Below are 26,512 nucleotides of genomic sequence, written 5' to 3' on the forward strand. Positions count from 1 at the left end.
CTGCCGTGACGGTGCAATCGCTATAGGTTGCTCTCAATCTACCGTTGGGGGCCACGGTGCGAGTTCGGCTGCTCGGACCGATCGACGTGCTGGTCGGCGGCGAACCCCGGCCGGTGCAGGGCCTGCGCCGCAAGGCCGTGCTCGCGGTCCTCGGCCTGCACGCGGGCGACGTCGTGAGCACCGGGCGCCTGGTCGAGCTGGTCTGGGACGGCGCCGCGCCGCCGAACGCGGTCAACGCGCTGCAGAGCCACCTCTCCTACCTGCGCCGCACCCTGTCGGACAAGGCGGCCGTGCGTTCCCGTCCGCCGGGCTACGTGCTCGACGTCGGCCCCGACGGCACCGACGTCGCCGTGGCCGAGCGGCTCATCAGCGCCGGCCTGCGCGACGGCGACGACGCCGGCCGGGTCCGCGACCTGCAGCGGGCCCTGGACCTCTGGCGCGGCCAGCCGATGGCCGACGCGACCGGCGTGACCTGGCTGGAGGAGCAGGCCGAGCGGCTCGGGCAGCTGTGGCTGCAGGGCAAGCGGGCGCTGCTGCAGGCGCGGCTCGGCCTCGGCCAGCACGCCCGGCTGCTGCCGGAGCTGGAGCAGCTGACCCGCGAGCACCCGTTCGACGAGCAGCTGCACGGGCAGCTCATGCTCGCGTTGTACCGCATCGGCCGCCAGGCCGACGCCCTGAGCGCGTTCCACCGCCTGCGCCACACCCTGCGCGAGGACCTCGGCATCGAACCGGGCCCGGCCCTGCGCGAGCTGGAGTCGGCGATGCTGCGCCAGGACGAGGGGCTCGACCCGCCGCCCGCCCCGGCGCCGGTGACCGTCGCCGCCCCCGAGCCGCCGAGGACCCGGCCGGCCCAGATCCCGCTGGCCGTGCGGACCTTCGCGGGCCGGGACGGTCAGCTGGCCCGGCTCGACGCGCTCCTGCCCGCGGAGTGGACGCCGCCCGGCAGCGCCGTGTTCGTGGCCGTCGTGTCCGGCACCGCGGGCGTGGGCAAGTCGGCGCTGGCCGTGCACTGGGCGCACCGGGTCGCCGACCGCTTCCCCGACGGGCAGCTCTACGTCAACCTGCGCGGCTTCGACCCCGCCGACGCCCCGATGCCGCCCGCCGACGCGGTGCGCGGGTTCCTCGCCGCGCTCGGGGTGCCGGCCGAGCTGATCCCGGCCGACCTCGCCGGGCTCTCGGCCCTGCTGCGCAGCCGGCTCGCCGGCCGGCGGGTGCTGATCCTGCTGGACAACGCGCGCGACGCCGAGCAGGTCCGGCCGCTGCTGCCGGCCGCGCCCGGCTGCCTGGTCGTGGTCACCAGCCGCGACCCGCTGACCTCGCTGGTGGCGATCGAGGGCGCGGTGCCCGTGCCCGTGGACCTGCTCACCGACGCCGAGGCGCGGGACCTGCTCGTGAGCCGGCTCGGGTCGCGGCGGGTCGCGGCCGAGCCGGACGCGGTCGAGCGGATCGTCGCCCGCTGCGCCCGGCTGCCGCTCGCGCTCGCCGTCGTCGCGGGCCGGGCCGCGACCCGCCCGGAGCTGCCGCTGTCCGCGCTCGCCGACGAGCTCGGGGCGCGCCGCTCGACCCTGGACGCGATCGCCGGCGCGGACCCGGCCTCCGACGTGCGGGCGGTGTTCTCGTGGTCGTACCGCGCCCTGAGCCCGGCCGCCGCCGAGGTGCTGCGCCGCATGAGCCTGGGACCGGGCCCGGACCTGGGCATCGACGCCGTGGCGAGCCTGGCCGGCGTGCCGCCCGCCGCGGCCCGGACCGGACTGGCCGAGCTGGACCGGGCCGGGCTCGTGGTGGAGCAGCGGCCGGGGCGGTACACCTTCCACGACCTGCTGCGCGCGTACGCCACGGAGCTGGCCGAGTCGCACGACCCCGACGCCGAGCGGGCCGCCGCCCTGCACCGCCTGCTCGAGCACTACGTCGGCACCGCGCAGGCCGCGGCGCAGCAGCTGGACCCGGCCCGGGACCCGCAGCCGCGGGCCGCCCGGCACCCCGCGATCGCGGTGCCGGCCCCGCCGCGGGAGCAGGCCCAGGCCTGGTTCGCCGACGAGCACCGGGCGCTGCTGGCCGCCGTGCACCGCGCCGCCGAACTGGGCCTGGACGAGCACACGTGGCGGCTCGCCGCGGCGCTGACAACGTTCCTGGACTGGCACGGGCGCTGGCCGGAGCTGGTCGCCATCCAGGAGGCGGCGCTGCGGGCCCTGCGCCGCCTCGGGGACCGCCCGGGCCAAGGCGCGGCCTCGTGCGAGCTGGGCCAGATGTACGCCCGCATCGGCCGCTTCGACGAGGCCCACCAGTACCTGTGGACCGCCCTGTGCCTCTTCGAGCAGCTCGACGACGCGCCCGGGCTGGCCCGCGCGCACTACCACCTGGGCTGGCTGCAGCACGCCCAGCGGCGCTACCGCGACGCGCTGAGCCACAGCGAGCAGGCCCTCGCGCTGTTCGAGCGCCTCGGCGACAAGCTGTGGCGGGCCCGCGCCCTGAACGCGACGGGCTGGATCATGGGGCAGCTGGGGCAGTACGAGCAAGCCCTGCGCCGGTGCCGCGACGCGCTCGTGGAGAACCGCGAGGTCGGCGACCGCCACGGCGAGGCGGGCACCTGGGACGCCGTCGGCTACGCCCACCACCGCCTCGGCGACCCCCGGCAGGCGGTGGCCTGCTACGGCCACGCGCTGCGCGCCTACCGCGAGCTCGGCGACCGCTCCGGCCAGGCCTGCGTGCTGTGCCACCTCGGCGACGCCTACGCCGACCTCGGCGACGCGGCGGCGGCCGCCGACAACTGGCGGCGCAGCGCGGAGATCCTCGACGCGTTCGACCCGGGCCACGCGGCGGTGGTGCGAGCCAAGCTTCCCGGCGGCAATCCCGCTACCGTGAGGGGATGACGGCGCTGGACACCTTACGGGCGGAACTGTCGGCCGCCGCCCCGCGGATGCGAGACGACCTGGCCGAGCTGATCGGCGTCGAGTCCCCGTCATCCGATCCCGAGGCCCTGGCCCGCAGCGCCGACGTGGTCGCCGCGCTCGGCCACCGGCTCCTGGGCGCGGCCCCCGAGCGCATCGTCGTGGCCGACCGGCCGCACCTGCGCTGGCGCTTCGGCGAGGGGCCGGCCCGGGTCGTGCTCATCGGGCACCACGACACCGTCTGGCCGCGCGGCACCCTGGCCCGCTGGCCGTTCAGCGTCGACGGCGACCGCGCCACCGGCCCCGGCGTCGTGGACATGAAGGGCGGCCTGGTGATCCTGTTCCACGCCCTCGCCGCCTGTGCGGACCTCGACGGCGTGGCGGTGGTCGTCAACGCCGACGAGGAGATCGGCTCGCCGACCTCGGCCGCGCTCATCCAGGACACGGCCCGCGGCGCGGCCGGCGCGCTGGTGCTGGAGGGCAGCTCCCACGGCCGGCTCAAGGTCGCCCGCAAGGGCATCGCGCACTACACGGTGCGGGTCACCGGCCGCGCCGCGCACGCCGGCAACGCCCCGCACCTCGGCATCAACGCCGGCGTGGAGCTCTCCCACCAGATCCTGCGCATCGTGGAGCTCAACGCCCCCGAGCGCGGCACCACCGTCACGCCGACCGACGCGGTCGCGGGCACCACGAGCAACACGGTGCCGGCGGCCGCCCGGGTCAGCGTCGACGTGCGCTCCTTCGACCCCGAGGAGATGCGCCGGGTCGACGCGGCCCTGCGCGCCCTCGCGCCGGTGCTGCCGGGCGCGGAGCTCGAGGTGGAGCTGGGGCCGGCCCGCCCGGCGATGCCGGAGACGGCCGCGACCGAGCTGTTCGCGCTGGCCCAGCGGCTCACCGCGCGGCTGACGGGGCAGATCGCGGTCGGCGAGGCGGTCGGCGGCGGCTCGGACGGCAACCTCACCGCCGGCGTCGGCGTGCGGACCCTCGACGGGCTGGGCGCGATCGGCGGCAACGCCCACGCCGAGGGGGAGTGGATCCAGCTGTCCAGCCTGCCGGACCGCGCCGCCCTCGTGAGCACCCTGGCGGCGAGCATCGGGCGCTCCGAGTGAGCGCTCGGGCCGATGCCGAGGCCGCCGCCGAACGCGTCGGTGTGCAGGTGGTCGAGCTCGCCACGACCGGCGAGCTGGCCGAGTGCTCCCGGCTGCTGCAGCGCGTGTGGCGGGCGGAGCACCCGGCCGAGATCGCGTCGGAGTCGATGCTGCGCACGTGGGTCCACTCCGGCAACTACGTGTCCGGCGCCTACCGCGGCGACGCGCTGGTCGGGACCGCGGTCGGTTTCTTCGGACGCGCCGGCGAGCACGTCCACCTGCACTCGCACCTGGCCGGCGTCGAGCGCGGCGGGCACGGCCACGGCGTCGGCTACGCCCTGAAGCTGCACCAGCGCGCCTGGACGCTGGCCCGCGGGGTGGCGGAGGTGCACTGGACCTTCGACCCCCTGATCCTGCGCAACGCGTACTTCAACCTGCAGAAGCTCGGCGCGGAGGCGGTCGAGTACCTGCCCGAGTTCTACGGCGCGATGACCGACGGCATCAACAGCGGCGACCTCACCGACCGCATCCTCGTGGTGTGGCGGCTGGACCGGCCGCCGGGCCCCGCGGCGGCCCCGGACGCCGAGGCCGCGGTGCCCCTGGTCTCCCGCACGGCGGACGGGCGCCCCGAGTCCCACGACGCGCCGGATTCGGCGGCTGTACTGGCCGTGGCGGTCCCTGCCGACGCCGAAGCCCTGCGCGCGGCGGACCGGGAGGCGGCCCTGGCCTGGCGGGTCGCGGTGCGCGACGCGCTCATGGGCCGGCTCGCGGCCGGCTACCGCATCACCGCCATGACCAGCGACGGCCGCTATCTCCTGGAGCGTGCAGCATGACCGGAAGGCTCCAGGGGCTCGAGCTGCGGCGGGTGGCGATGCCGCTCGTGTCGCCGTTTCGCACCTCGTTCGGCACCGAGCACGAGCGCGACGTGCTGCTCGTGCGCGCGGTCACGGCCGAGGCCGAGGGCTGGGGCGAGTGCGTGGCGCTGTCCGGGCCGCTCTACTCGCCGGAGTACGTCGACGGCGCGCAGGCGTTCATCAAGCGGTACCTCATCCCGCTCCTGCGCCGCTTCGACGGCCACGTGTATGCCCTCGAGCCGCTCTTCGAGCCGCTCAAGGGCCACCCGATGGCCAAGGCCGCGGTGCAGACGGCCGTGCTCGACGCGCACCTGCGCGCGGCCGGCCTGCCGCTGGGGTCCTTCCTGGGCGCGACGAAGGCGACCGTCCCGGCCGGCGTCTCGGTCGGCATCATGGACTCGATCCCGGCCCTGCTCGACGCGGTCGCGGGCTACCTCGCCGCCGGGTACCTGCGGATCAAGCTCAAGATCGAGCCCGGCTGGGACGTCGAGCCGGTCCGGGCCGTGCGCGAGCGCTTCGGCGACGACGTGCTGCTGCAGGTCGACGCGAACACCGCGTACACCCTGACCGACGCCGAGCAGCTGGCCCGGCTGGACCCGTTCGGGCTGCTGCTCATCGAGCAGCCGCTGCCGGAGGACGACCTCCGCGGGCACGCCCGGCTGGCCACGATGATCCGCACCCCGATCTGCCTCGACGAGTCGATCGTCAGCGCGCGGGCCGCGGCCGACGCGATCGCCCTGAACGCCTGCCGGATCGTGAACATCAAGCCGGGGCGGGTCGGCGGCTACCTGGAGGCCCGCCGCATCCACGACGTGTGCGCGGCCAACGGGGTCGCGGTGTGGGCCGGCGGGATGCTGGAGACCGGCCTCGGGCGGGCCGCGAACGTGGCGCTCGCCGCGCTGCCCGGGTTCACGCTGCCGGGGGACACCTCGGCGTCGGACCGGTACTACGCCCAGGACATCACCGAGCCGTTCGTGCTCAAGGACGGTCATGTGGCCGTGCCGACCGGCCCCGGCATCGGCGTCGAGCCGCTGCGCGACGTCCTCGACAGTGTGACGACCGAGACAGAGTGGCATAACTTTACAAGTGTTAGCTGACGGCTCTAACCTTACAGGCGTTAGCAAACGCCTGTAAGGGAGTCCGTCTTGTCCGAGTATCCGCGTCGCTGGGCCGCTCTCGCGGTCCTCAGCCTGACGCTCGTCGCCGTCACCCTCGACAACTCCGTGCTGAACACCGCGCTGCCGTCGCTCGCGCACGCGCTGCGGGCCGGGACCGCCGACCTGCAGTGGATCACCGACGCGTACACCCTCGTCTTCGCCTCCGCCCTGATCCTCGCCGGCAGCCTGGGCGCCCGGCTCGGCTCCCGCAACGCCCTGCTCGGCGGGCTCGTCGTCTTCGGCGGCGGCTCCGCGGTCGCGGCCCTGTCGGACTCGCCCGGGCAGCTCATCGCCTGGCGCGCGGTGATGGGCCTCGGCGCCGCGTTCGTCATGCCGGCGACCCTCGCGATCATCACCCGCATCTTCCCCGCCCACGAAAGGCCGAAGGCCTTCGGCGCCTGGTCCGCCGCGGCCGGCATCGGCGTGCTCGTCGGCCCCGTCACCGGCGGCGCCCTGCTCGAGCACTACTCGTGGAGCAGCGCCTTCTGGATCAACGTCCCGCTCGTCGCCTTCGCCGTCGCCGCCGTGTTCGCGGTCGTGCCCGCCGTCCCCGCCGTGCGCGGCGGCCGCCTCGACGTGCCCGGCGCGCTGCTGTCCACCGCGGCGGTCGCGGCCGTGGTCGACGCCGTCATCCAGGCCCCCACGCGCGGCTGGGCCGGCGCCGTCACGCTCGCCGAATTCGCCGCCGCCGCCGTCCTGGTCGTGGCGTTCGTGCTGTGGCAGCGCCGGGCCGCGTCCCCGCTCGTGCGGCTCGACCTGTTCACCAACCGCACCTTCGCCGTGGCCGCGCTCTCCCTCGCCGTGGTGTTCTTCGTGCTCTTCGGCACGCTGTTCGAGCTGTCGCAGTACCTGCAGCTGGTGCACGGCTACAGCCCGCTCGTGGCCGGCCTCGGCGCGATGCCGTTCGCCGCGGCCATGGCCGCGACCTCGGCCACCTCGCCGCTCATCACCGGCCGGCTCGGCACCCGCGGCACCCTCGCGCTCGGGCTCTTCCTGGCCACTGCCGGCCTGCTGGCGCTCGCCACCACCGACGTGCACACCGAGTTCTGGAGGATCGCCGCCGGCACCGCCGTCATCGGCCTCGGCATGGGCATGATGATGGCCCCGGCCAGCCTGCAGATCAGCGGCTCCGTCCCGCCCCAGTTCGCCTCGATGGCCAGCGCCCTCAACAGCGTGATCCGGGAGCTCGGCGGCGTGCTGGGCATCGCGGTCCTCGGCACCGTGGTCTCCTCCGCCTACCGTTCCTCCGTCGGCGCCGAGTCCTCGGTCGGCCTTGATCTGGGCCCGGCCGGCACCGACCTGCCCACGGCCCACGGGTTCGCCGCGACCCTGCCCGCCCCGGCCGCCCAGCACGTGATCGCCGTCGCCGACCGGGCCTTCACCGACGCCATGTCCCGCGGCGCCCTGATCGCCGCCGGGATCTCGCTGCTCATGGCCCTGACGGTGCTGATTGTCCGCCCGCGCCGGGTGGCCCCGGACGCGGTCCGCCCGCCGGAGCTCGTCGCGCAGACGGCATGATGAACGGTATGAAGTCGGATTCCGCGGGTTCGGCCGGTGGCGGCCGGACCCGCAACCGGCGCGGCGAGGGGGCCCTGCTGCGCGACGAGATCGTGGCCGCGGCCGAGCGCCTGCTCGAGCGCGAGGGCAACGAGGAGGCGCTGACCCTGCGCTCCGTCGCTCGCGAGGCCGGGATCTCGGCGCCGTCGATCTACACCCACTTCGCCGACCGCGACGCGATCCTTGAGGCGGTGCTCGACATCGCCTTCGAGCGCCTGCGGCAGGTCGTGACCGACGCGGCCGAGGGCGTGACCGATCCCGTGGCGCGGCTGCTGGCCGGTTGCCAGGCGTACGTCCGCTTCGGCATGCAGGACCCGGCCCGCTACCGGGTGCTCTTCGGCCGCCAGCGCACCGGCCGCCTCAAGCTGCTCAACGCCGCCGACGTGACCGACCTGCCCGAGGTGTGGCAGCGCCGCCTCGAGGCCTTCACGGTCCTCGTCGGCGGGCTCGAGGCGTGCGTGGCCGCCGGCCGCTCGACCAGCACCGACCCGTTCGCTGACGCCTCGACCCTGTGGACCTCGCTGCACGGCGCGGTCGTCATGCGCCAGTTCGTCCCCGGCTTCCCGCTGCCGCCGCTGGACAAGACGGTCGACGACCTCGTCCGGCGCATCGGCCTGATCACCTCGTGAGCCTCGCCGACGCCCTGGCGGGCCCGGTCGAGCAGGCCGCGCGGGCGCTGCTCGGCTGCCGGCTCACCGCCGGCGGGGTGACGGTCCGGCTGACCGAGGTCGAGGCGTACTCCGGCACCGGCGAGGACCCCGCCAGCCACGCCCACCGCGGCCGGACCCCGCGCAACGCCATCATGTTCGGCCCGGCCGGCTACGCCTACGTGTACTTCACCTACGGCATGCACTACTGCATGAACGTCGTCACGGGCACCGAGGGCACCGCGTCGGCCGTGCTCCTGCGCGCCGGCGAGGTCGTCGCGGGCGTGGACACGGCCCGCGGTCGCCGCCCGGCCGCCCGCACGGACGCCGACCTGGCCCGCGGCCCGGCGCGGCTGTGCAGTGCCCTCGCGATCGGCCGCGACTTCTACGGCACCTACCTGCTCGACGGCCTGCTGAGCGCCCCGGCCGCCCCGGTCGGCGCGATCTCGGCCGGCCCGCGCGTCGGCGTGACCGGCGCCCACGACGTGCCGTGGCGCTTCTGGCTGACCGGGGACCCGACGGTGAGCGAGTACCGCCGCCACGTCCCGAAACTGCCGAAACTGCCGAAACTTCCCCGTACGTGACGAAGGCCCGGACCGTCGCCGGTCCGGGCCTTTCGTGTCACCAGGTGGGTTCCCGGGTCGCGACCCGGTCCTCGTCGGGGAGGCGGATCGCGGTGGACTGGGGCGGGCGGGCGTACTCGGCGTCGGTGACCTGCTCACCCCACTCGGTCCCGGGCCCGTCCGGGTCCGTCTCGTGGGTCGACACCACCGCGACGAAGGTGGTCGGGGCGGCGCCGTGCCAGTGCCACTCGCCCGCGGCGACCACCACCGTGTCGCCGGCCCGGACCTCGTGGACCGGGCCGCCCCGGCGCTGGACGCGGCCGATGCCGTGCAGCACGTGCAGGACGCGGCCGTAGGGGCAGCGGTGCCAGGCCGTGCGGGCGCCCGGGTTGAACTGGGCGTGGAACGTGGCCAGCCGGGACGGCTCCAGGGCGACGACGTCGCGGCCGATCCAGGCGACTCCCGAGTATCGCTGCTGCGGCGCCGGGCGGCTCGTGCTCGGCGCGCGGATGACCTCCATGCCGGACTCCTCTCAGGCTTTCGTGTACTCGGACCAGGGCAGGTTCCAGGCCGTCCAGCCGTCGCCGGGGTCGAGGCCGACCTCGGTGTTGCGGGTGACGACCGGGTCGCCGACGAGGACCTGCTCGTAGAGCCACCGGGCGTTGTCGGTGGACACGTTGGTGCAGCCGTGCGAGACGTTGCGTTTGCCCTGGTCGGAGACGGACCAGGGGGCGGCGTGGATGTACTGGCCGCCCCAGGTGAGGCGCATCGCGTACTGCACGGTCGTGGTGTACTCCGGCGTCTTGAACACCGCCGACGGCTCGCGGGACATGATCACCGTCGTGCCGCTCGACGTCGGCGTCGACGCCTTGCCGAGGCTGACGGGCATGCTGCGCACGACGGCGTCGTTCACCGACACCTGCATGGTCTTGGTGCTGTTGTCGATGTCGATCGTGAGCTTGCGGCCGATCGTGACGGTCGCGCTGAAGTCCTCGTCGGCGTGCCCGCTGCCGATGGCCACCCCGTTGAGGGCCTTGCGGGCCGTGATCTTCGTGCCGGGCTGCCAGTAGTTCTCGGGCCGGTACATCACCTGCCGCCCGCCGAACCAGTGCCACGCCCCCGGCTGCGGCGGGTCGCTCGTCACGAACAGGCGCTGCTGGACGGCCGCGCGGTTCTCCGGCGGTACGTCGGAACCGAACTCGACCACGATCGGCATGCCGACGCCGTAGGTCCCGCCGTTGGTGAGCATCAGGTCGCTCGTCACCGCGGAGCCGGACGGCTTCGCGGCCGTGTGGAAGGTCGTCACCTGGGTGACCGGGCGGTTGTCGGCACCGACGGCGGTCACCTTCGCGGTGTAGGACGTGTCGTACCGCAGGGCCGCCGCCGGTACCCATGTGGATCCGTCATCGCGGGGCGCCCCTGGAAGCTGTTGCCCCGCGGCGTCCGTGAGCGACACCGAGGTGATCTTGCCGTCGGTGACGCTGGTGCCGATCTCGGCGCTGATCGGCACCGCGCCCGCACCCGACGCCGGCGTGACACTCAGCGCCGCCGGCTTGAGCGGCGGCGGCTTCGGCTTCGCGGCGTTCTTCGGCGGGTCGCCGTGGCAGGCGGTCAGCCCGGCGGCCGCGAGCGCCAGGGCCGCAACAGTGGTTCGTGTGCGCATGCGGGCATCCTGCGACCCAGCCGGGCTAGGCCGCTTGGCCTTCAGGGTGATATCGCGGCTTACCTGGGCTCACATGGTCGCGTCGGCGATCTGGGTGGCGAGGTCCTCCCACTTCGCGTACGCGTCCGGGAACGCCGACCCCTGCACCTTCTGCGCCGCGACGGTCACGGCGTAGTCGCCCCAGCCGGGGATGCGCGTCAGCGCCGAGTAGAACCGCCGCGCGGACTCGTGCGGGTCCATGAGCTGGTCGACGGAGCCCCAGTTCGGCCGCTGCTGGAACAGCCCGACGGAGTCGTAGTCGTAGCCGACACCCTCGTTGGGGTGGCCCAGCGACGACGGGACGTTCGGGTTGGCCAGGTTGCGCAGGTGACTCTCCTGCAGCGCGGTGGCGAGCGCGACCACGGCCGCGCGCTTGGGCAGTCTCTCACGCTTGGCGACGTCGACGATCGCGATCGCGTTGTCCATCTCGGCGCGGCTGAGCCCGCCCACCGGGTCCACGACGACCGGTGCCGTCGGCGTCGGGAGGGGCTGCGGCGCGTGCGCGCGCTGGTCGTTGCGCGACGCCGTCGACGGCTCGACCCGCGCGGCGGCGACCTGAGCCGGTTCCGCCTGCGGCTGCGCGGGCTGCGCGGAGCGGCCGGGCAGGACGGCGATGAACGCGAGGGCGGCGACCGCGGCCGCGAGGCCGGCGCGGATCTGTTGCCTCGGCTCCCAGAACGGCGCCATCACCCGTTGCTCCTGTGTGGTGCGGCCGGGAAGGGCGGCGACCGCGGCCGCGATGCCGGACCGAACCGGCTGCGTGCGCTTCCAGATTTGGGCTGGTTCCCAGAGCTGCGTCCGCTCCCAGTACGGTGCCATCAACCGGACCTCGGGTTGCCCCGGCGATTGCCCGGCGTGGCGGAAGCGGCGGGTCCGAAGGTGACGCGGACCGCTCGTGAGCTGTTGATCTTCGTCTTGGCCGGCGAGCATTGGGCGAGACTAGGACCGGGTCGAGCAGAGGGTGATTTCAGGGATGAGATTCGGCGCCCGGGCGAGCTGCCCCGAGGCGCCCGAGCCCCGGGCGAGTGGCCCGCTGGCTGTCTCACCCAGGGGGTGAGATGGCCTCTGAGCGGCGCGTTTAGCGTCGATCCCCGTGTCGTACATCTACCGATCCCGTCATGCGCAGCGCGTCCTCAAAGCGCCGCGGCTGCCGGTCGCGGTGGCGTCGGCGGTTGTCGCGCTAGCGGCCGGCCTCGGCGTCGTGGCCGCCTCGAACGCATCTGTGTCGAGTGCGCCCCCCGCTGCCGCGGCCGAAGCCGTCATGCCTCGGGAAAGCCCGTCGAAGGCCAGCCGCGCCAAACGTCCGACCCCGGCTCCGACCCAGACCCAGACCCAAACCCAGCCCGCGACCCCGGCCGCGCCCGCGGCCCCCGCCCAGCTGGACCTGAAGTACCAGTTCGCCTGGCAGGAGAACTACTACTTCTGCGGCCCCGCGGCGACCCGGATCGCCCTGACGGCCCGCAACATGTTCCCGTCCCAGTCCCAGGTCGCCCAGTCCCTGGGCACGACGGAGAGCGGCACGAACTCGTCGCAGGACACGACGCGGGCCCTGAACGCGTACACCGGCAGCAACTTCTACACCGCCCACTTCATCCGCGGCCAGTCCGCGTCGGCGGCGGACACGGCGGAGCTGAAGCAGTCGGTCGTGCACGCGATCAGCCAGGGCTACGCCGTGGTCGCGAACATCGCGGGTTCCACAGTGGACGATGCCGGGAACAGCCACGCGTACCCGGGCGGCCACTACCTGACGATCGTCGGCTACACCAACGGCGGCGACACCGTGCGGATCGCGGATCCGGCGGACGCGCTCGGCGTAGGCTCGTACACCCTGAGCGTCCAGCGGATGGCCGATTGGATCGCCTTGCGCGGCTACGCGGCGTAGTAGCGTTCCGGTTACCATGTGCGATCGTTTAGTGATCGACAACCGCAGAAATTTGGATGCGGATGGTAGCGTAGGTGAATGAACGGAACGCACCGCCGACGATGTTCGGGCACGTCTTGATCGTCCCCTCGGCCCTCGGTCACATGTGATGTCGGGCCGGCCCTGATCGCGCGCCTGCTACGGACGCCCGCACGCACGTCGCGCGCGGGATGCCCGTTCGGGGACGGCGCCGGGTGGGGTCGGGTCTGGATCGAGCGTGGACGTGCATTGTCGGAGGCTGCCGTTGGCGGCTCAGGCCGCCGGGCCTATCCGTCGTGTCGGGCGGCACGACGGATAGGCCCGGCCGGCTTGCAACGCCCGGGCTGCGCGGAGTTGGAGCCTCACACGGCCCCGGGCGGCCCGCCGCGTGTGGTGCCCGGCCAGCGTGCGGGCGTGACGTCGGGTTCGGCCGGGCGGGGGGTCCAGTTGATCCGTTACGCTTCGGTCGCGGGTGTGGGTTCCGCTGCCCGCGAATCGGGTTCGGTCTGGTCGCCGCAGGCGACGGCATCAGGGATCTCGGCCACAGAGATTCGCCGAGTCTCCTCCTTCGTGGTAGTGCGGGCGACTTCGGTGCGGACCTGGTCGCCGTCGGGGATGCGGACGGTCGTGTCGGCTTCTTCGACCGTGACAGTCCGGCCGGCGACGACGAGGGCGCCGCGGCTGCTGACGCGGCGATCGACTCGCAGCGGGTCGGTCGGCTGTGCCGCAGCTGGTCCGGCCGGCCGGCCGGCCGGGCGTCGCGGATGCGGCGGATGTCGGGCGGCGACAGCGGGTTGGGCGGGCTGCGCACCAGGACACCGCGTTGACCAGCCGGGACGGCGCGGTCTTGAGCCGCGTGTCGTCCTTGAGCAGGTGCACGACGGTCGTGTCGGCCCACAGCGTGATGGTGGTGCCGGCGTGGGCGGGGCCCAGCCAGAACTGCTGGCCGCGTTGGCCGACATCACCGCCACCCCGGCTTCCAGGCGGAGTGTCGCGCATCAAGTGAAGTCAATCTGTAACGGATCAAGCGGAGTACGACATCCGCGCGATGCGGTGGCGGCGTTGCTAGCCGAGGGCCCGCTTGCGCGACGGGGCCGGGAAGCCCTGCACCGGCTGGCCCCGTAGCGCCGCGACCATGGTCAGGGCCACCGCCTGATTCACGGCGCTCGACACGCCCCCGCCCACATAGTCGTTGGGGTTGTCCGCGTTCACCGCGATCCCCGCCGCCGCCACCTGGGGCGTGAAGCCGGCGAAGGTCTCGGTCGCGTTGTTCTCGGAGCTGCCCGTCTTCCCCGCCACCGGGCGGCCTCCCAAGATCCCCGAGATGTTCTCCGCGGTGCCGCCGTCGCACTTGCCGTAGGCCGAGCCGCGGCCCACCGGGCAGCGCGCCGCGTCCGTCGCCGCCGCGGCCACGTCCGGGTCGACGACCTGGCGGCACTCGGGGGAGCCGGCGTCCAGCGACACGCCGTCGGGGTCCTTGATCGACAGGACGGGCAGCGGCGAGCAGTACAGGCCGCCAGCCGCCACCGCGGCGTACGCGTTGGCCAGGTCCAGGGGCGTCGTCTGCGCCACGCCCAGGGTGAAAGATCCCCATTTATCGGCATTCGCGGCGAGGCTCTGGTCCAGCTGCCCGCGGAACCTGATGCCCAGGCGTTGCGCCATGTCCACCGCCCGCCGCGCGCCGATCTGCTGCTCCAGCCACACGAAGTACGTGTTCACCGACCGGCCGAACCCGTTCCACATCGTGCGGTCGCCGTCCATCCACGACGGGGTGTCGTTGGCGGGGCACCAGCGGCCGCCGCAGTTGGCCGAGGCGCTGCCCGGCCAGATGGTCGCCAGGCGGGCCGGGGCGTTGAAGTGGGTGTTCAGGGGCAGGCCGGCATCCAGCGCGGCCAGCATCGTGAACATCTTGAACGTCGAGCCCGCCTGGTAGCCCTCCACCCCGGCGCCGCCCGCGATCAGCTGGTTGACGGTGTTCGAGCGGTCCGGCGCCAGGCTGTAGTGCCGGTTCACCGCCATGGCCAGGATGCGGCCGGTGCCGGGGGTCACGACGGCCAGGGGGAGCGAGCGCGCGTTGCCGTAGCCGTAGACGCCGAGGGACTGGCTGAGCGCCGCGGACTGCACGGCCGGGTCCAGCGACGTGACGATCGTGTACCCGCCCGTGCGCAGCCGCTCGTCGCGCTCGTTCGGGGTCGCGCCGAACTCGGGGCGCTCGTTCCACCACTCGCGGAAGTAGTCGCAGAAGAAGCCCCAGTCGTTGTGCTCCTGGGCGACCGAGGTGCAGTCGTTGGGCGGCCGGAGCTCGTTCAGGTGCAGGTCCGCCGTCGCGGCCGCCGCGGCGTCCTGGGTGGAGATCGTGTGCATCTTCGCCATCGACGACAGGGTGTACTCGCGGCGGTTCAGGGCCGCCGTCCGCTCCCCGGTGAGCGGGTTGTCGACGTCGGGGGACTGCAACAGCCCGGCGAGCATGGCGGCCTCGGGCAGGGTCAGGTCGGACGGGGACTTGCCGAAGTACGTCTGCGCGGCCGACGCGATGCCGTACGCGCCCGCGCCGAAGTAGGCGATGTTCAGGTACCGCCGCAGAATCTCGGCCTTCGAGAACTTCTTCTCGATCGCCTGCGCGTATCGCATCTCGCGCACCTTGCGCGCCGGGGTGTCGGAGAGGGCGTCGACGTGCTGCTGCGGCGTGAGGTCGGGGTCGTTCTTCAGAACGTTGCGGACGTACTGCATGGTCAGCGTCGAAGCCCCCTGCTGCGCCCCGCCGCGGCTGTTGGACACGAACGCGCGCGCCACGCCGCGGATGTCGACACCGTGATGCTGGTAGAAGCGCGCGTCCTCGGCGGCGACGACGGCCTGCTGCAGCACCGGGGCGATCTCGTCGAGCTCGACGTCGCGCCGGTTCTCGTCGTAGAAGGCGGTGATGAGCGTCTTGCCGTCGCTCGCGTACACGTAGGAGGTCTGCGCGGCCCGGGGCGTCGCCAGGTCCGTCGGCAGCGACTCCCACGTGTCGCCGCCGGCCTTGGCCGCACCGCCGCCGACGATCGCGACGGGCAGGGCCGCGGCCGCCAGCACCACCCCGCCGAGCACTGCGCACACCAGCAGCCGTACCACCCTCAGGAGCATGGCGCGCGGCTACCCGGCGCCCGGCCCGCTAACCGCCGCCGTGGCCAGATCACCCCGCGCTGCCCGTTGTGGCCGGGAAACGCCCAGGTTACCCCGGTGGTCGAGCCCGGGGGAGACGCGGGATGGACGGCCCGGCATCGGCCCTTGGGCGGGCCTGAGCGGTGGTCGGCTGACTGGCATGTGCGGCTTCCTGATGTACACCGGCAACGACATCATCACCGCGGCGACCCTCGGCGCGATGGAGCGCCGGCTCGCCCTGCTCGAGCACCGGGGCCCCGACGACCTGGCCCTGGAGCGGCTCGGGCCCGGCACGGCCGCCGGGTTCGCGCGTCTCGCCGTCATCGACCGGCAGGGCAGCCGCCAGCCGCTGCGCTACGCCGACCGCTGGTCGCTCGTCTTCAACGGCGAGGTCTACAACTTCGAGGCGCTGCGCGAGGAGCTGGCGCGCGACCACGGCGCCACGTTCGCGACCGACGGGGACGCCGAGGTGGTCGCGGCCGCGTTCGACGTCTGGGGCCCGGCCGCCCTGGACCGGCTGCGCGGCATGTTCGCGTTCGCGCTGTGGGACGAGGAGACGGACACGCTCTACGCGGCGCGCGACCCGTTCGGGATCAAGCCGCTGTACTACGTCGTGACCCGCGACGGCGTCTGGCTGGCCAGCGAGAAGGCGCCGCTGCTGGACTGCGCCGCCGAGGACCTCGATCCGACCGCCGTCTCGCTGTACCTCACGATGCAGTACGTCCCGGAGCCGTACACCCTCCACCGCGACATCGCCCGGCTGCCCGCCGGTGCCCTGCTGACCAAGCAGCTCGGCCGCGCCCCGGAGATCCGCCGCTGGTCCCGCCCCGCGTTCCGCCCCGACCCGGCCGCCGAGGAGGCCGCCGTCGTCGCCGACCTGCGCGAGGCCCTGCGCGACAGCGTCAAGGCGCACATGCGCGCCGACGTGCCGGTGGGCGCGTTCCTGTCCAGCGGCATCGACTCGACCGCGATCGTCGCCCTGGCCGCCGAGCACCATCCGCACCTGCGGGCGTTCACCGCCGGCTTCGAGGCCGGCAACGACGAGGTCGAGATCGCCGAGCGCTCGGCCCGCGAGCTCGGCGTGGAGCTGACCCCGTCGATCGTGCGCCCGGCCGACGTCATGGAGGCGCTGCCGCGGATCGTGTGGCACCTCGGCGACCCGGTCGCGGACCCGTCCATCGTGCCGCTGTACTTCCTCTGCCGCACCGCCGCCGAGCACGTCACGGTCGTCCTGTCGGGTGAGGGCGCGGACGAGCTCGCCGGCGGCTACGCGATCTACCGCGAGCCGCAGTCCCTCGCGCCCGTCTCCGGCCGCGGCCCGTCGATCCAGCGCGCGCTGCGGCGGGTGGCCCGGGCGATGCCGGAGGGGATGCGCGGCAAGAGTTACCTGGAGCGGGCGACAACGCCACTGCGCCGGCGGTACTTCGGCAACGCCCGCATCCTCTCCGACGCCGAACGGTCCCGCCTGCTGCGCGGCGCCCCCGCGGTCGGCCACGCGCACGTGACCGCGCCGCTCTACGCGGAGGTCGAGGGCCTGGACCCGGCGACGACCATGCAGCACATCGACCTGAACACCTGGCTGCCCGGCGACATCCTGACCAAGGCCGACCGCATGTCGATGGCCCACTCGCTGGAGCTGCGCGTGCCCTACCTGGACCGCCGGGTCTTCGAGGTGCTCTCGGCCCTGCCCCCGCACCTGAAGCTCCCGCGAAAGGGCCACACGACGAAGTACGCCCTGCGCCAGGCGGCCGAGGGCATCGTGCCGGCCTTCATCAAGGACCGCCCGAAGCTCGGCTTCCCGACGCCGGCCAAGGCCTGGCTGCGCTCGGAGCTCAACGAGTGGGCCCACCACGTCCTGTCCACATCGGGCGCGAAGGCGCTGCTGGACCTGGACTACGCCCACGACCTGCTGAAGGAGCACGAGCGCGGCCAGGCCGACCACGCGCGGAAGCTCTGGATCGTCCTGAGCTTCTGCCTCTGGCACAGCATCTTCGTGGAGGGGACGGTCAATCCAGCTCTGCGAGGGCATCCAGGATCTGCTGCCCGAACTTAGCCAGCTTGTTCTCCCCGACCCCGTTCACGGCCGACAGCTCCGCCAGCGTCCGCGGCCGGCTCGTGGCGATCTGCCGGAGGGTGGCGTCGTGGAAGATGACGTAGGCGGGCACGGACTGCTCCTTGGCCGTCGCCGCCCGCCAGGCCCGCAGGTGCTCGAACACGGGCGTCGCCGAGGCGGGCAGGGCGGCCGCCGCGTCCTGGCGTGCCGTCTTCGCGGTCTTGGCGGCCGAGATCGCGCGTTCGGGCTCGCGGCGCATCATCACCGTGCGGCGGCGGCCCAGCACCTCGGCGCTGCTCTCCGTGAGCACCAGGGTGCCGTAGTCGCCTTCGACGGACAGCAGGCTCTGCGCCAGCAGCTGCCGGATCACGGCCCGCCACTCGTTGTCGCGCAGGTCGGTGCCGACGCCGAACACGCTCAGCTCGTCGTGGTGCCACTGCACGACCTTGTCGGTCTTCTTGCCGAGCAGGATGTCGATGCACTGGCCGGCGCCGAACTTCTGCCCCCGCTCCCGCTCGAGCCGGTAGACGGTCGAGAGCAGCTTCTGGGCCGCGATCGTGCCGTCCCACGACTCGGGCGGGGCCAGGCACGTGTCGCAGTTGTCGCAGGGCTTGCCGAGCTCCTGGCCGAAATATGCCAGGAGCTGTCCGCGCCGGCACTCGACGGTCTCGCACAGCGCCAGCATCGCGTCGAGGTGCCGGCCGAGGTTGCGGCGATGGGCGGCGTCGCCCTCGGAGGTGTCGATCATCTTGCGCTGCTGCACGACGTCCTGCAGGCCGTAGGCCAGCCAGGCGACCGACGGCTCCCCGTCGCGCCCGGCCCGGCCCGTCTCCTGGTAGTAGCCCTCGATGGACTTCGGCAGGTCGAGGTGGGCGACGAACCGGACGTCGGGCTTGTCGATGCCCATCCCGAACGCGATGGTCGCGACCATGACGAGCCCGTCCTCGCGCAGGAACCGGTCCTGGTTGGTCGCGCGGGTCCGGGCGTCGAGCCCGGCGTGGTAGGGCAGGGCGGGGATGCCGTTGTCCTTGAGGAAGTCGGCGATCTTCTCGACCGAGTTGCGGGACAGGCAGTAGACGATCCCGGCCTCGCCGCGGTGCTCCCCGCGCAGGAACTCCAGCAGCTGCCGCCGCGGGTCCTGCTTGGCCACGATGCGGTATTGGATGTTGGGCCGGTCGAAGCTCGACACGAAGTGCCGGGCCTCGCCGAGGCCGAGCCGGGTCGCGATCTCCTTGTGCGTGGCGCTGGTCGCGGTCGCGGTCAGCGCGATGCGCGGCACGTCCGGCCAGCGCTCGTGCAGCATCGACAGGTTGAGGTAGTCGGGGCGGAAGTCGTGGCCCCACTGCGAGACGCAGTGCGCCTCGTCGATCGCGAAGAGCCCGATCTTCCCGCGGTCGAGCAGCCGCATGGTGCCCTGCGAGGCGAGGGCCTCGGGGGCGAGGTAGAGCAGGTCGAGCTCCCCGCCGGCGAACTCGGCCTCGACGGTGCGGCGGGTGTCGAAGTCGAGCGTGGAGTTGATGAACCCGGCCCGCACGCCCAGCTCCCGCAGCGTGTCGACCTGGTTCTGCATGAGCGCGATGAGCGGGGAGATCACGACCGCCGTGCCCGGCCGGACGATGGCCGGGATCTGGTAGCACAGCGACTTGCCGCCACCCGTCGGCATGAGCACGAGGGCGTCCCCGCCCGCGATCACGTGCTCGATGATCTCCTGCTGGCTGCCCCGGAACGCGTCGTAACCGAACACCCTGCGTAGAACATCGAGTGCACTCTCCATGGCCGCGATTCTACGGACCACCACCGACAAAACGGCGGCGGCCGATCCGCGCGGTGACGGACCGGCCACGGCTCGGCCACACTGGGTTACTTCTCCTGGGTGTGCACGATGGCGCGCACCTCGATCGCGTTCCACTTGGCATCCGGGATCATGGCGGCCAGCTCGCACGCGCGCTCCCGGGACTCGCACTCGACCAGGTAGAACCCGGCGAGGAACTCCTTGGCCTCGACGTAGGGCCCGTCGGTGACCGTCGCCGCGCCGGAGCGCACCCGCACGACCGCGCTCTCCTCGGGCTGGCCGAGGGCGTCGGTGCGGATCAGCTCGCCGGACTCGGTGATGGTCTTGATGAACTGGTCGTGCCCGGACATCACCTCGTCGATGTCGGCCTGGGTGAGCGTCGACCACACGTCGGGGTTCATGTGGATCAGCAGCAGGTACTTCATCGCAGAAGATTCCTCTCAGGAAAGCCGTCACGAGGTGGTCGGAGCCGTCGTGTCCGTCTCTACACGACCGGCGGGCCGACGCGCGTGAACTTTCCGGAGTCGTTCGCCCTAGAGCTTGGTCGACGCCGGCAGGGGCAGCGCCTTCGTGATCTTCGTCAGGTTGGCGGCCGCCTTCGCGAACTGCGAACCATCCGGGTGTACCGACAGCACGGCGACGATGTACCGGTCGTCCTGCCCGACGGTGCCGGTGGTGTGCAGCACCTCGCCCATCATGTCGGGCGCGTTCGGCCCGGCCGCGGCCGGCACGAACCGCGCGCCGCCGTCGTAGCCGGCGCCGGCCACGCACGGGGTCGCCGGGTCGTCGCCGAAGCCCGACCAGCCCTGCTTGGCCGCGCGCGGGGCCTTGAACGTGCTCGGGATGCCGAAGGACTGGTCGTAGTGGTCGGTCCCGCACTTCGTGGTCTGGTGCAGGTTGCCCATGATGAACTCGCGCACCGGGTCCGGCGCCTTGTCGAGGATGTACTGGTACACCCGCACCAGATCGGCCGCGCTGACCGCCGTGTAGCCCCAGTACCCCGGCTGGCTGACCGGCGGGGGCGCCGTGTCCTGCAGTCCGAGCCGCTGCACCATGCGGCTGACGATCTCGCGCTGCCCGTTGGCCTTCCACAGCCCGGTCGCGGCCGCGTCGTCGCTGCTGCGCAGCATCACCTGGAGCTTGGGCTGGTCGGCGGCCGGCACCGCGTAGGCGGGACCCTTGTTCCAGAAGTAGTCGAGCGCGATGAGCAGCTTGACCAGCGACGCGGAGCGGAACCGCCAGCTGGGCTTCTGCTGCAGCACGTACGCCTTCGCCTGCCGGTCGTAGATCACGATGCCCGCGGTGACGCCCGCCGGGATGGCGACCGGGGCGGCGCTGGTGGGCGCGGCCGGCGGGGCGGCGCTGGACGGCGGGGCGGCGCTCGGCTCCACGGCCGAGGCCGGGGCGGAGGCGAACTGCGGCGCGGCGGACGGCGGGGCCTCCTCGCCGCCGCAGCCGGCCACGGCCAGGACCAGGGCGGCGACCACCAGGAGCAGCCGGATGGGGCGCGCAGAGGGCATGCCCCATCATGCCCCGTCCGCGTAGCGTTGACCCGGTGCGGGGGCGCGGCTGGTGGCTCGGGCTCGCCGCCGCGGTACCGGTCGGACTGCCGCTGCTCGGGCGCTGGCCCGCGGCCCTGGCCTTCGCCGGTATCGCCGCGGCTGCGGTCGGCCCCGTGCTGCTGGCCCAGTGGTGGGCGCGCCGCCGGCAACGGGCCGCCCACGCCGCCGGCGCATTGCGCTGGTTCGGCCGCGTGCCGCTGGAGCGCGCGGCGCTCATCTGGGAGCTCGGGCCCGGCCTCGCCCTGCTGTTCGGCGGCGGCGTGCCGGTGTGCGTCACGACCGGCGACGACGGTCTCACGCTGCGCCCGCGCTGGCTGTCACCCCGTCGTCACCCGTCAGTGACGGTGCTCTGGACCGACATCGCCGCCGCGCGGGCCGAGCCGGCCGGGCGGCTGACCGCCCACGGGCGGGTCGCGGCCCTCCCGCTCACCGCCGTGATTCTCGATCTACCAGGAGATACGGGTGGGCCGCTGACGGTGACCACGCACGCGGCCGGGGGCCTGGTCGAGACGGTCGCCGCGCGCCGTATAGCGCAGAGTGATGATCACTGAGGGTAGAACCGGGATCGGGTGATGGATTCGGCACCCAGCGTGGCTGAGTTGCGCCGATTTCCGACGGTTCCGTAGGTTGGTCTTCCATGGCGGAGTTGATCGAGGTTGGTGTCTGGTACGAGGCCCGACCGATCACGGTTGACCAGGGTGTCGACCGTTACGAGGCGTTGCGGCGCGGCGACGCGGAATGGGCGCTCGTCGATCCTGGCGTGGAGCGCTTCGACCGCGAGGTGCGGGCGGGCGTCGATCCGGCGCTGTGGGCGGAGCCGGTCGTCGGCGAGGGCACGCACGTGCTGCTGGCGCTGCACCGGGACGCGCCCGGCGAGGCACTGCACTTCATCCACAAGCTGGCCGACGAGTGCGAGCTGCTGTGTTTCCAGCGGCCCGGTCGCCATCAGCCTGCGGCGCTCTGGCAGCCGCGGCGGCTGCTGCGGCTGCCGGTGCCGAGACTGACGACCGAGGACGGGTCGCTGGCCCATCATCCGACCGGGGACGACATCCGCGACTTCATCGGCCGGCTCGACGAGGACAACACGACGGCCGAGCTGTGGCGGGAGGACGGCGCCTCGATCCGGGTCGCGATCGTGCCGGGGCAGCGGCGCTGGCGCGTCTCGACCCCCGACGGGGCGTCGAACGAGCAGGAGCACCTGACCGGGGTCGCCGAGCAGTTCGAGGCGTTCGCCGCGTCCGCGTAGCGCGCTTTACTCGCCGGCGAGTATGTCCCTATACTCGTCCGCGAGTATCCGTGTGCGGGCATGCCGGGGGGTGTGATGGCCAAGCGGCGCAAGGTGGGCAACCTGCTCGCCCTGCACGTCCTGACGACCCTGTACCAGCGGCCCATGCACCCGTACGAGATCGCCGCGGAGATGCGCGGCCACGGCAAGGAGCAGGACCTCAAGATCCAGTGGGGCTCGCTCTACACCGTGGTCGGCAACCTCGAGAAGCACGGCTTCATCGAGGCGGCCGGGACCACGCGTGAGGGCCGGCGCCCGGAGCGGACCGTGTACTCGATCACCGCGGCCGGCCGCGAGGAGGCCGTCGACTGGGTGCGCGACCTGGTCGGGGAGCCCGAGCGGGAGTACCCGAGACTGCGCGCGGCCCTGTCCGTGCTCGGCGTGCTGCCGCCCGACGAGGCCGTACGCCTGCTGCGCGAGCGCGCGGAAATCCTCGCGCACCGGATCGCGGGCGAGGAGGCGGCGATCGCGTCCTACGCCGAGACCGTCCCGCGCCTGTTCACCGTCGAGGTCGAGTTCGGCCTGGCGCTGCTGCGCGCCGAGGCCGAATGGGTGCGCGGCCTCGTCACCGAGATCGAGCACGGCACCCTCTCCGGCGTCGAGCTCTGGCGCGCCGGACACGAACGCCTGGCATCCGGGGAATCACAGGACGGACGCCAGGAGCAGTAAAAAACCCGGGCCGCGGTGCGGGAACACCACGACCCGGGAAACGACCTCAACCGACTTCGCGGGAACGAATCCGGTCTCTGGTGTCTGCACATGCCAGGATAGCGAACCCGTGCGGCCGGTCCGACCGAACGGGAGACCGTCATGCCCGCTGCCATCCTGGCCCGGGACCTCGTCAAGACCTACCCCAAGGGCGTACGCGCCCTCGACCGCCTGTCGCTCACCGTCGAGCCGGGCGAGATCGTCGGGCTGCTCGGCCCCAACGGCGCCGGCAAGTCCACCACCGTCAAGATCCTCACCACGCTGGCCCGCGCCGACTCCGGCCACGCCGAGGTCATGGGCCACGACGTGACCCGGGCGCCGAGCCGGGCCCGGGCCGCGATCGGCGTCGTCGCCCAGCGCGGCGGCCTCGACCCGGCCGCCTCCGGCCGCGAGAACCTCACGCTGCAGGGCCACCTGTTCGGCCTGCGCGGCGCCGGGCTGCGCCGCCGCGTCGGGGAGCTGCTGGAGCGTTTCGACCTCACCGGCGCCGCGGACCGGCCCACCCGCGACTGGTCCGGCGGCATGCAGCGCCGCCTCGACGTCGCCATGGGTCTGGTACACCGGCCCGAGGTGCTGTTCCTCGACGAGCCGACGACCGGCCTCGACCCCGAGGCGCGCGCCGCCCTGTGGCGGGAGATCAAGGGGCTCACCGGGCTGGCGATCCTGCTCACCACGCACTACCTGGACGAGGCGGACCGCCTGGCCGACCGGCTCGTCATCGTTGACGGCGGGCGGGTCGTCGCCGAGGGGAGCCCGGATCGGCTCAAGGGGGAGCTGCGCGGGGATGCGGTACACATCGAAATCCCGGAAACCGCGAACGGCCCGCAGGCCCGCACGGCGCTCGCGGGACTGCCGATGCTGCGCGAGGTGACCCTCGACGGCACGCGGCTGTCGGCCCGCGCCGACGACGGGGCGGCCGCCGTCCCCGCCGCGCTCGCCGCCCTCGACGCCTGCGGGATCGGGGTCGCCACGGTCACGGTCGCGCGTCCGAGTCTCGATGACGTGTACCTGCGCCACGCCGGCCGTCGCCTGGAGGTGGCGGCATGAACGGTACGGAGCGGAGCGGAGGCATGAGCCTCGTGTACCTCACCGCGCGGCGCCTGAAGGTCTTCGTGCAGCAGCCGGCGTTCCTGCTCGTGACGCTCGTCCAGCCCGTGATCTGGCTGTTCCTGTTCGGCAACCTGTTCCGGCGGGTCGTCGATCTGCCCGGGTTCGGCGGCGGCGGCTACGTCGAGTACCTGGTGCCCGGCATCGTGGTCATGACCGCGGTCTCCTCCAGCATGTGGTCCGGCATGGGCGTGCTCGAGGAGATCGACCGCGGCACCATGAACCGCCTCCTCACCACGCCCATCCGCCGCGGCGCGATCCTCGAGGCCGTCGTCGTCGAGCAGACCATGAGCGTCACCCTGCAGTCCGTGATCATCGTGCTGCTGGGCCTGGCCGCCGGCGCCTCCTACCCGGTGGGCGGAGTGCTGCTGCTCGTCGCGTCGGCGGCCCTGCTCGGCGTGGTGTTCAGCGCCCTGTCGAACATCGCGGGCATGCTGGTGCGCCGGCGCGAGACCATCATCGGCCTCAACACCCTGCTGTTGCTGCCGCTGACGTTCCTGTCCTCGTCGTTCATGGCCCCGGCCCTGATGCCGCCGTGGATGCGCACGGTGGCCCGGGGCAACCCGGTGAACTGGGCCCTGGAGACGTGCCGGTCGGCGCTGGCCGGCACGTTCGAATGGCCCCGCACCCTGTCCTACGGCGGCGGCCTGCTGGTCCTGGCCGCGCTGCTGGTGTGGCTGTCCACGCGGACGTTCCGGTCCTACCAGAAGTCGGTCTAGCCGCCGACCGCGATCTGACGGCGGTGGTGGCGGCCTGCGAGGACCTCGTCCAGCAGTGCCGCCGCCAGCGCCGCGTAGGTGTACCCGCCGTCATCGCTCGCCACCAGCTCCATCGGCGGGGTGACGACCACCCAGTCGACGGGCCCGTCGTAGCGGTGCAGCACCGCCAGCTCCGCGCGGCGCGCCTCCACGAACGGCCGCCAGTCGGCCGGGAAGTCCTCGGGCAGCGGCCCGAGCGTGGGGGCGAGCCCGACGACGAACAGCCGGTGGACCCCGGCCCGCTCCAGCCCTTCGAGCAGGCGCTCCATCGCCGCCGCGTAGTCGTGCTGATTCCCGCTGTATACCGAAACGATCGCCGTGTCGTGCCCGTGCGCCGCGCGGGCCACGAGCGCCGCGTCCGTGACGTCCCCGGCGACGGCTTGCTCCAGGTCCGGGTACTTCGCCGGATCCCGCACCACCGGAGTCGCCGTGACGCCGCGCCGCCGCGCCTCTTCGAGCACCGCTCGACCGGCCCGCCCACCCGCTCCGAACACCACTGTCTTGGTCATGCCGGGACCGTAGAACGGGAGACCCCGGTAACTGCAACGTAACCGGGGCGCGCGTTACCGTGAGCGCATGCGCGCATCGCTGCCGCCGGACCTGTTCGACCCGGCCTGCCCGTCTTCCGTGACGCCGTTCCAGATCGGCGACAAGTGGGCGGGCATGGTCCTGACCTGCCTGCGCGACGGCGCCCCCCGCCGCTTCACCGAGCTGCGCGTGCCGATGCGCCGCGTGTCGTCGAAGGTGCTCGCGGAGACCCTGCGCGCCCTCGAACGCGACGGCATGATCACGCGGGCCGCCTACGACGAGCTCCCGCCGCGGGTCGAATACGCCATCACCGACCTCGGCCGCACCCTCTTCCCGGCGATGGACGCCTGCCGCGCCTGGGCGGTCGAGCACCTGCCGGCCGTCGAGTCGGCCCGCGCCGCCTACGCCTCGCGCACGTCATGACGAGGGTGTACCGCCGCTACGTCGCCATCGGCGACAGCACCACGGAGGGCATGGACGACCCGGACGGCCGGGGCGGCTACCGAGGCTGGGCGGACCGCTTCGCCGAGCACGTGGCGAGGTCGCAGCCCTCCGGCGGCGGCCCCGTCCTCGAATACGCCAACCTCGCCATCCGCGGCCGCACCACGGCCCGGATCCGCGCCGAGCAGCTGACCCCCGCGCTGGCCCTGGAGCCGGACCTGGCCACCGTGGTGGCGGGCATGAACGACATCCTGCGCGGCTCCTTCGACGTGTCCGCGGTGGCCGCCGACATCTTCGCCATGCAGGACGCCCTCGTCTCCGCCGGCGCGACGGTCCTCACCTTCACCCTGCCGGACCCGGCCCCGGTGATGCCGATCGCCAAGCCCCTGCGCGGCCGTGTCCTGGCCCTCAACGACGCCATCCGCAAGGTGACCGTGGACAGCGGCGCGATCCTGCTGGACCTCGGGGCGTACCCCGTCGCCTCCGATCCCCGCCTCTGGAGCGACGACCGCCTGCACGCGAACAGCGCCGGGCACGAGCGCATCGGCCACGCCCTCGCGTACGCCCTCGGCCTCCCCGGCTTCGACGACTCCTGGAACGCGTCGCTGCCGCCCCCGGTGCGCCGCCCCCGCCACCGGGCGATCACCGCGGAGCTGGCCTGGGTGCGCCGGCACATGCTCCCGTGGGCGGCCCGTCACGTGATGGGCCGCAGCTCGGGCGACAACCGGGTCTGCAAGCGGGCCACCCCGGCCCCGGTCGACCTCGGCCCCTGACCTGGACC

24 protein-coding genes are annotated in these 26,512 nt (G+C 73.3%); 16 read left to right on the forward strand and 8 right to left on the reverse strand.

The genetic code is table 11. The features are described 5' to 3' along the window. Positions 1–56 precede the first annotated feature (56 nt). From AC6JBM_RS55340 to AC6JBM_RS55370, 7 genes are read left to right on the forward strand one after another with little or no spacing between them, the layout of a single operon-like run. The gene (locus AC6JBM_RS55340) at positions 57–2,870 is read left to right on the forward strand and encodes an AfsR/SARP family transcriptional regulator (protein WP_497981431.1); all 2,814 of its coding nucleotides are present in this window, start codon (positions 57–59) and stop codon (positions 2,868–2,870) included. Continuing rightward, positions 2,867–3,997, forward strand: coding sequence for a M20 family metallopeptidase (locus AC6JBM_RS55345; RefSeq protein WP_497981432.1), 1,131 nt, complete (start codon positions 2,867–2,869; stop codon positions 3,995–3,997). Before AC6JBM_RS55340 ends, AC6JBM_RS55345 begins: the two co-directional genes overlap by 4 nt. Then, positions 3,994–4,809, forward strand: coding sequence for a GNAT family N-acetyltransferase (locus AC6JBM_RS55350; protein WP_497981433.1), 816 nt, complete (start codon positions 3,994–3,996; stop codon positions 4,807–4,809). Before AC6JBM_RS55345 ends, AC6JBM_RS55350 begins: the two co-directional genes overlap by 4 nt. Beyond that, entirely contained in the window at positions 4,806–5,927 is a 1,122-nt protein-coding gene (menC, locus tag AC6JBM_RS55355) for an o-succinylbenzoate synthase (RefSeq protein ID WP_497981434.1), read from the forward strand. The genes AC6JBM_RS55350 and menC overlap by 4 nt, the downstream gene beginning before the upstream one ends. A gap of 48 nt (positions 5,928–5,975) precedes the next feature. Beyond that, positions 5,976–7,505, forward strand: coding sequence for an MFS transporter (locus AC6JBM_RS55360; protein ID WP_497981435.1), 1,530 nt, complete (start codon positions 5,976–5,978; stop codon positions 7,503–7,505). Positions 7,506–7,513: 8 nt separating this feature from the next. After that, a complete protein-coding gene (locus tag AC6JBM_RS55365) occupies positions 7,514–8,173 on the forward strand; it encodes a TetR/AcrR family transcriptional regulator (RefSeq protein ID WP_497981436.1) in 660 nt (219 codons plus the stop codon). After that, positions 8,170–8,775: a DNA-3-methyladenine glycosylase gene (locus AC6JBM_RS55370; protein ID WP_497981437.1), complete on the forward strand. Its 606-nt coding sequence runs from the start codon at positions 8,170–8,172 to the stop codon at positions 8,773–8,775. Before AC6JBM_RS55365 ends, AC6JBM_RS55370 begins: the two co-directional genes overlap by 4 nt. Positions 8,776–8,812: 37 nt before the next feature. Here the strand turns inward: AC6JBM_RS55370 and AC6JBM_RS55375 are convergent, their stop codons facing one another. The 3 genes from AC6JBM_RS55375 to AC6JBM_RS55385 all read right to left on the reverse strand — a co-directional run bounded on the left by AC6JBM_RS55375 (position 8,813) and on the right by AC6JBM_RS55385 (position 11,275). Beyond that, positions 8,813–9,274: a cupin domain-containing protein gene (locus AC6JBM_RS55375; RefSeq protein ID WP_350612505.1), complete on the reverse strand. Its 462-nt coding sequence runs from the start codon at positions 9,272–9,274 to the stop codon at positions 8,813–8,815. A 12-nt stretch (positions 9,275–9,286) separates the two neighbouring features. Then, entirely contained in the window at positions 9,287–10,417 is a 1,131-nt protein-coding gene (locus AC6JBM_RS55380; RefSeq protein WP_497981438.1) for a L,D-transpeptidase, read from the reverse strand. Between the two features lie 69 nt (positions 10,418–10,486). Beyond that, positions 10,487–11,275 carry a hypothetical protein gene (locus tag AC6JBM_RS55385; protein WP_497981439.1) on the reverse strand — a complete coding sequence of 263 codons (789 nt, stop codon included), beginning with the start codon at positions 11,273–11,275 and terminating at the stop codon, positions 10,487–10,489. Positions 11,276–11,717: 442 nt separating this feature from the next. Here AC6JBM_RS55385 and AC6JBM_RS55390 point away from each other — a divergent pair, with 442 nt between their 5' ends. Continuing rightward, a complete protein-coding gene (locus tag AC6JBM_RS55390; protein WP_497981440.1) occupies positions 11,718–12,338 on the forward strand; it encodes a C39 family peptidase in 621 nt (206 codons plus the stop codon). 1,083 nt (positions 12,339–13,421) lie between these two features. Here the strand turns inward: AC6JBM_RS55390 and AC6JBM_RS55395 are convergent. Beyond that, complete coding sequence (locus AC6JBM_RS55395) at positions 13,422–15,467, reverse strand: transglycosylase domain-containing protein (RefSeq protein WP_497981441.1); 2,046 nt, start codon at positions 15,465–15,467, stop codon at positions 13,422–13,424. A 190-nt stretch (positions 15,468–15,657) separates the two neighbouring features. On the opposite strand from AC6JBM_RS55395, the gene asnB reads away from it, so the two are divergent. After that, complete coding sequence (gene asnB / locus AC6JBM_RS55400; protein ID WP_497981442.1) at positions 15,658–17,550, forward strand: asparagine synthase (glutamine-hydrolyzing); 1,893 nt, start codon at positions 15,658–15,660, stop codon at positions 17,548–17,550. Here the strand turns inward: asnB and recQ are convergent. The 3 genes from recQ to AC6JBM_RS55415 all read right to left on the reverse strand — a co-directional run bounded on the left by recQ (position 17,504) and on the right by AC6JBM_RS55415 (position 20,862). After that, complete coding sequence (gene recQ / locus AC6JBM_RS55405) at positions 17,504–19,324, reverse strand: DNA helicase RecQ (protein ID WP_497981443.1); 1,821 nt, start codon at positions 19,322–19,324, stop codon at positions 17,504–17,506. The genes asnB and recQ overlap by 47 nt on opposite strands. A gap of 86 nt (positions 19,325–19,410) precedes the next feature. Further along, a complete protein-coding gene (locus AC6JBM_RS55410; RefSeq protein WP_497981444.1) occupies positions 19,411–19,767 on the reverse strand; it encodes a YciI family protein in 357 nt (118 codons plus the stop codon). A 108-nt stretch (positions 19,768–19,875) separates the two neighbouring features. Then, entirely contained in the window at positions 19,876–20,862 is a 987-nt protein-coding gene (locus AC6JBM_RS55415; RefSeq protein ID WP_497981445.1) for a hypothetical protein, read from the reverse strand. A gap of 35 nt (positions 20,863–20,897) precedes the next feature. Here AC6JBM_RS55415 and AC6JBM_RS55420 point away from each other — a divergent pair, with 35 nt between their 5' ends. From AC6JBM_RS55420 to AC6JBM_RS55440, 5 genes are all read left to right on the forward strand, one after another. Further along, complete coding sequence (locus AC6JBM_RS55420) at positions 20,898–21,455, forward strand: hypothetical protein (protein WP_497981446.1); 558 nt, start codon at positions 20,898–20,900, stop codon at positions 21,453–21,455. Between the two features lie 86 nt (positions 21,456–21,541). Then, positions 21,542–22,150, forward strand: a complete 609-nt coding sequence (locus AC6JBM_RS55425) for a hypothetical protein (RefSeq protein ID WP_497981447.1) — start codon at positions 21,542–21,544, stop codon at positions 22,148–22,150. A 60-nt stretch (positions 22,151–22,210) separates the two neighbouring features. Continuing rightward, positions 22,211–22,858, forward strand: a complete 648-nt coding sequence (locus AC6JBM_RS55430; protein WP_497981448.1) for a PadR family transcriptional regulator — start codon at positions 22,211–22,213, stop codon at positions 22,856–22,858. 141 nt (positions 22,859–22,999) lie between these two features. Further along, on the forward strand, positions 23,000–23,944 hold the full coding sequence (locus AC6JBM_RS55435; RefSeq protein WP_497981449.1) for an ABC transporter ATP-binding protein: 945 nt from the start codon (positions 23,000–23,002) through the stop codon (positions 23,942–23,944). A 23-nt stretch (positions 23,945–23,967) separates the two neighbouring features. Next, positions 23,968–24,723 carry an ABC transporter permease gene (locus AC6JBM_RS55440; RefSeq protein WP_497981450.1) on the forward strand — a complete coding sequence of 252 codons (756 nt, stop codon included), beginning with the start codon at positions 23,968–23,970 and terminating at the stop codon, positions 24,721–24,723. On the opposite strand, the gene AC6JBM_RS55445 is transcribed toward AC6JBM_RS55440, so the two are convergent. After that, positions 24,720–25,271: an NAD(P)-dependent oxidoreductase gene (locus tag AC6JBM_RS55445; protein ID WP_497981451.1), complete on the reverse strand. Its 552-nt coding sequence runs from the start codon at positions 25,269–25,271 to the stop codon at positions 24,720–24,722. The genes AC6JBM_RS55440 and AC6JBM_RS55445 overlap by 4 nt on opposite strands. Positions 25,272–25,338: 67 nt before the next feature. Between AC6JBM_RS55445 and AC6JBM_RS55450 the strand changes: the two genes are divergently transcribed. Both AC6JBM_RS55450 and AC6JBM_RS55455 read left to right on the forward strand, forming a co-directional pair. Next, positions 25,339–25,713, forward strand: coding sequence for a winged helix-turn-helix transcriptional regulator (locus AC6JBM_RS55450; protein WP_497981452.1), 375 nt, complete (start codon positions 25,339–25,341; stop codon positions 25,711–25,713). Continuing rightward, complete coding sequence (locus tag AC6JBM_RS55455) at positions 25,710–26,504, forward strand: SGNH/GDSL hydrolase family protein (RefSeq protein ID WP_497981453.1); 795 nt, start codon at positions 25,710–25,712, stop codon at positions 26,502–26,504. The genes AC6JBM_RS55450 and AC6JBM_RS55455 overlap by 4 nt, the downstream gene beginning before the upstream one ends. Positions 26,505–26,512: the final 8 nt, after the last annotated feature.

The sequence above is a fragment of the Dactylosporangium thailandense genome, assembly GCF_059739745.1.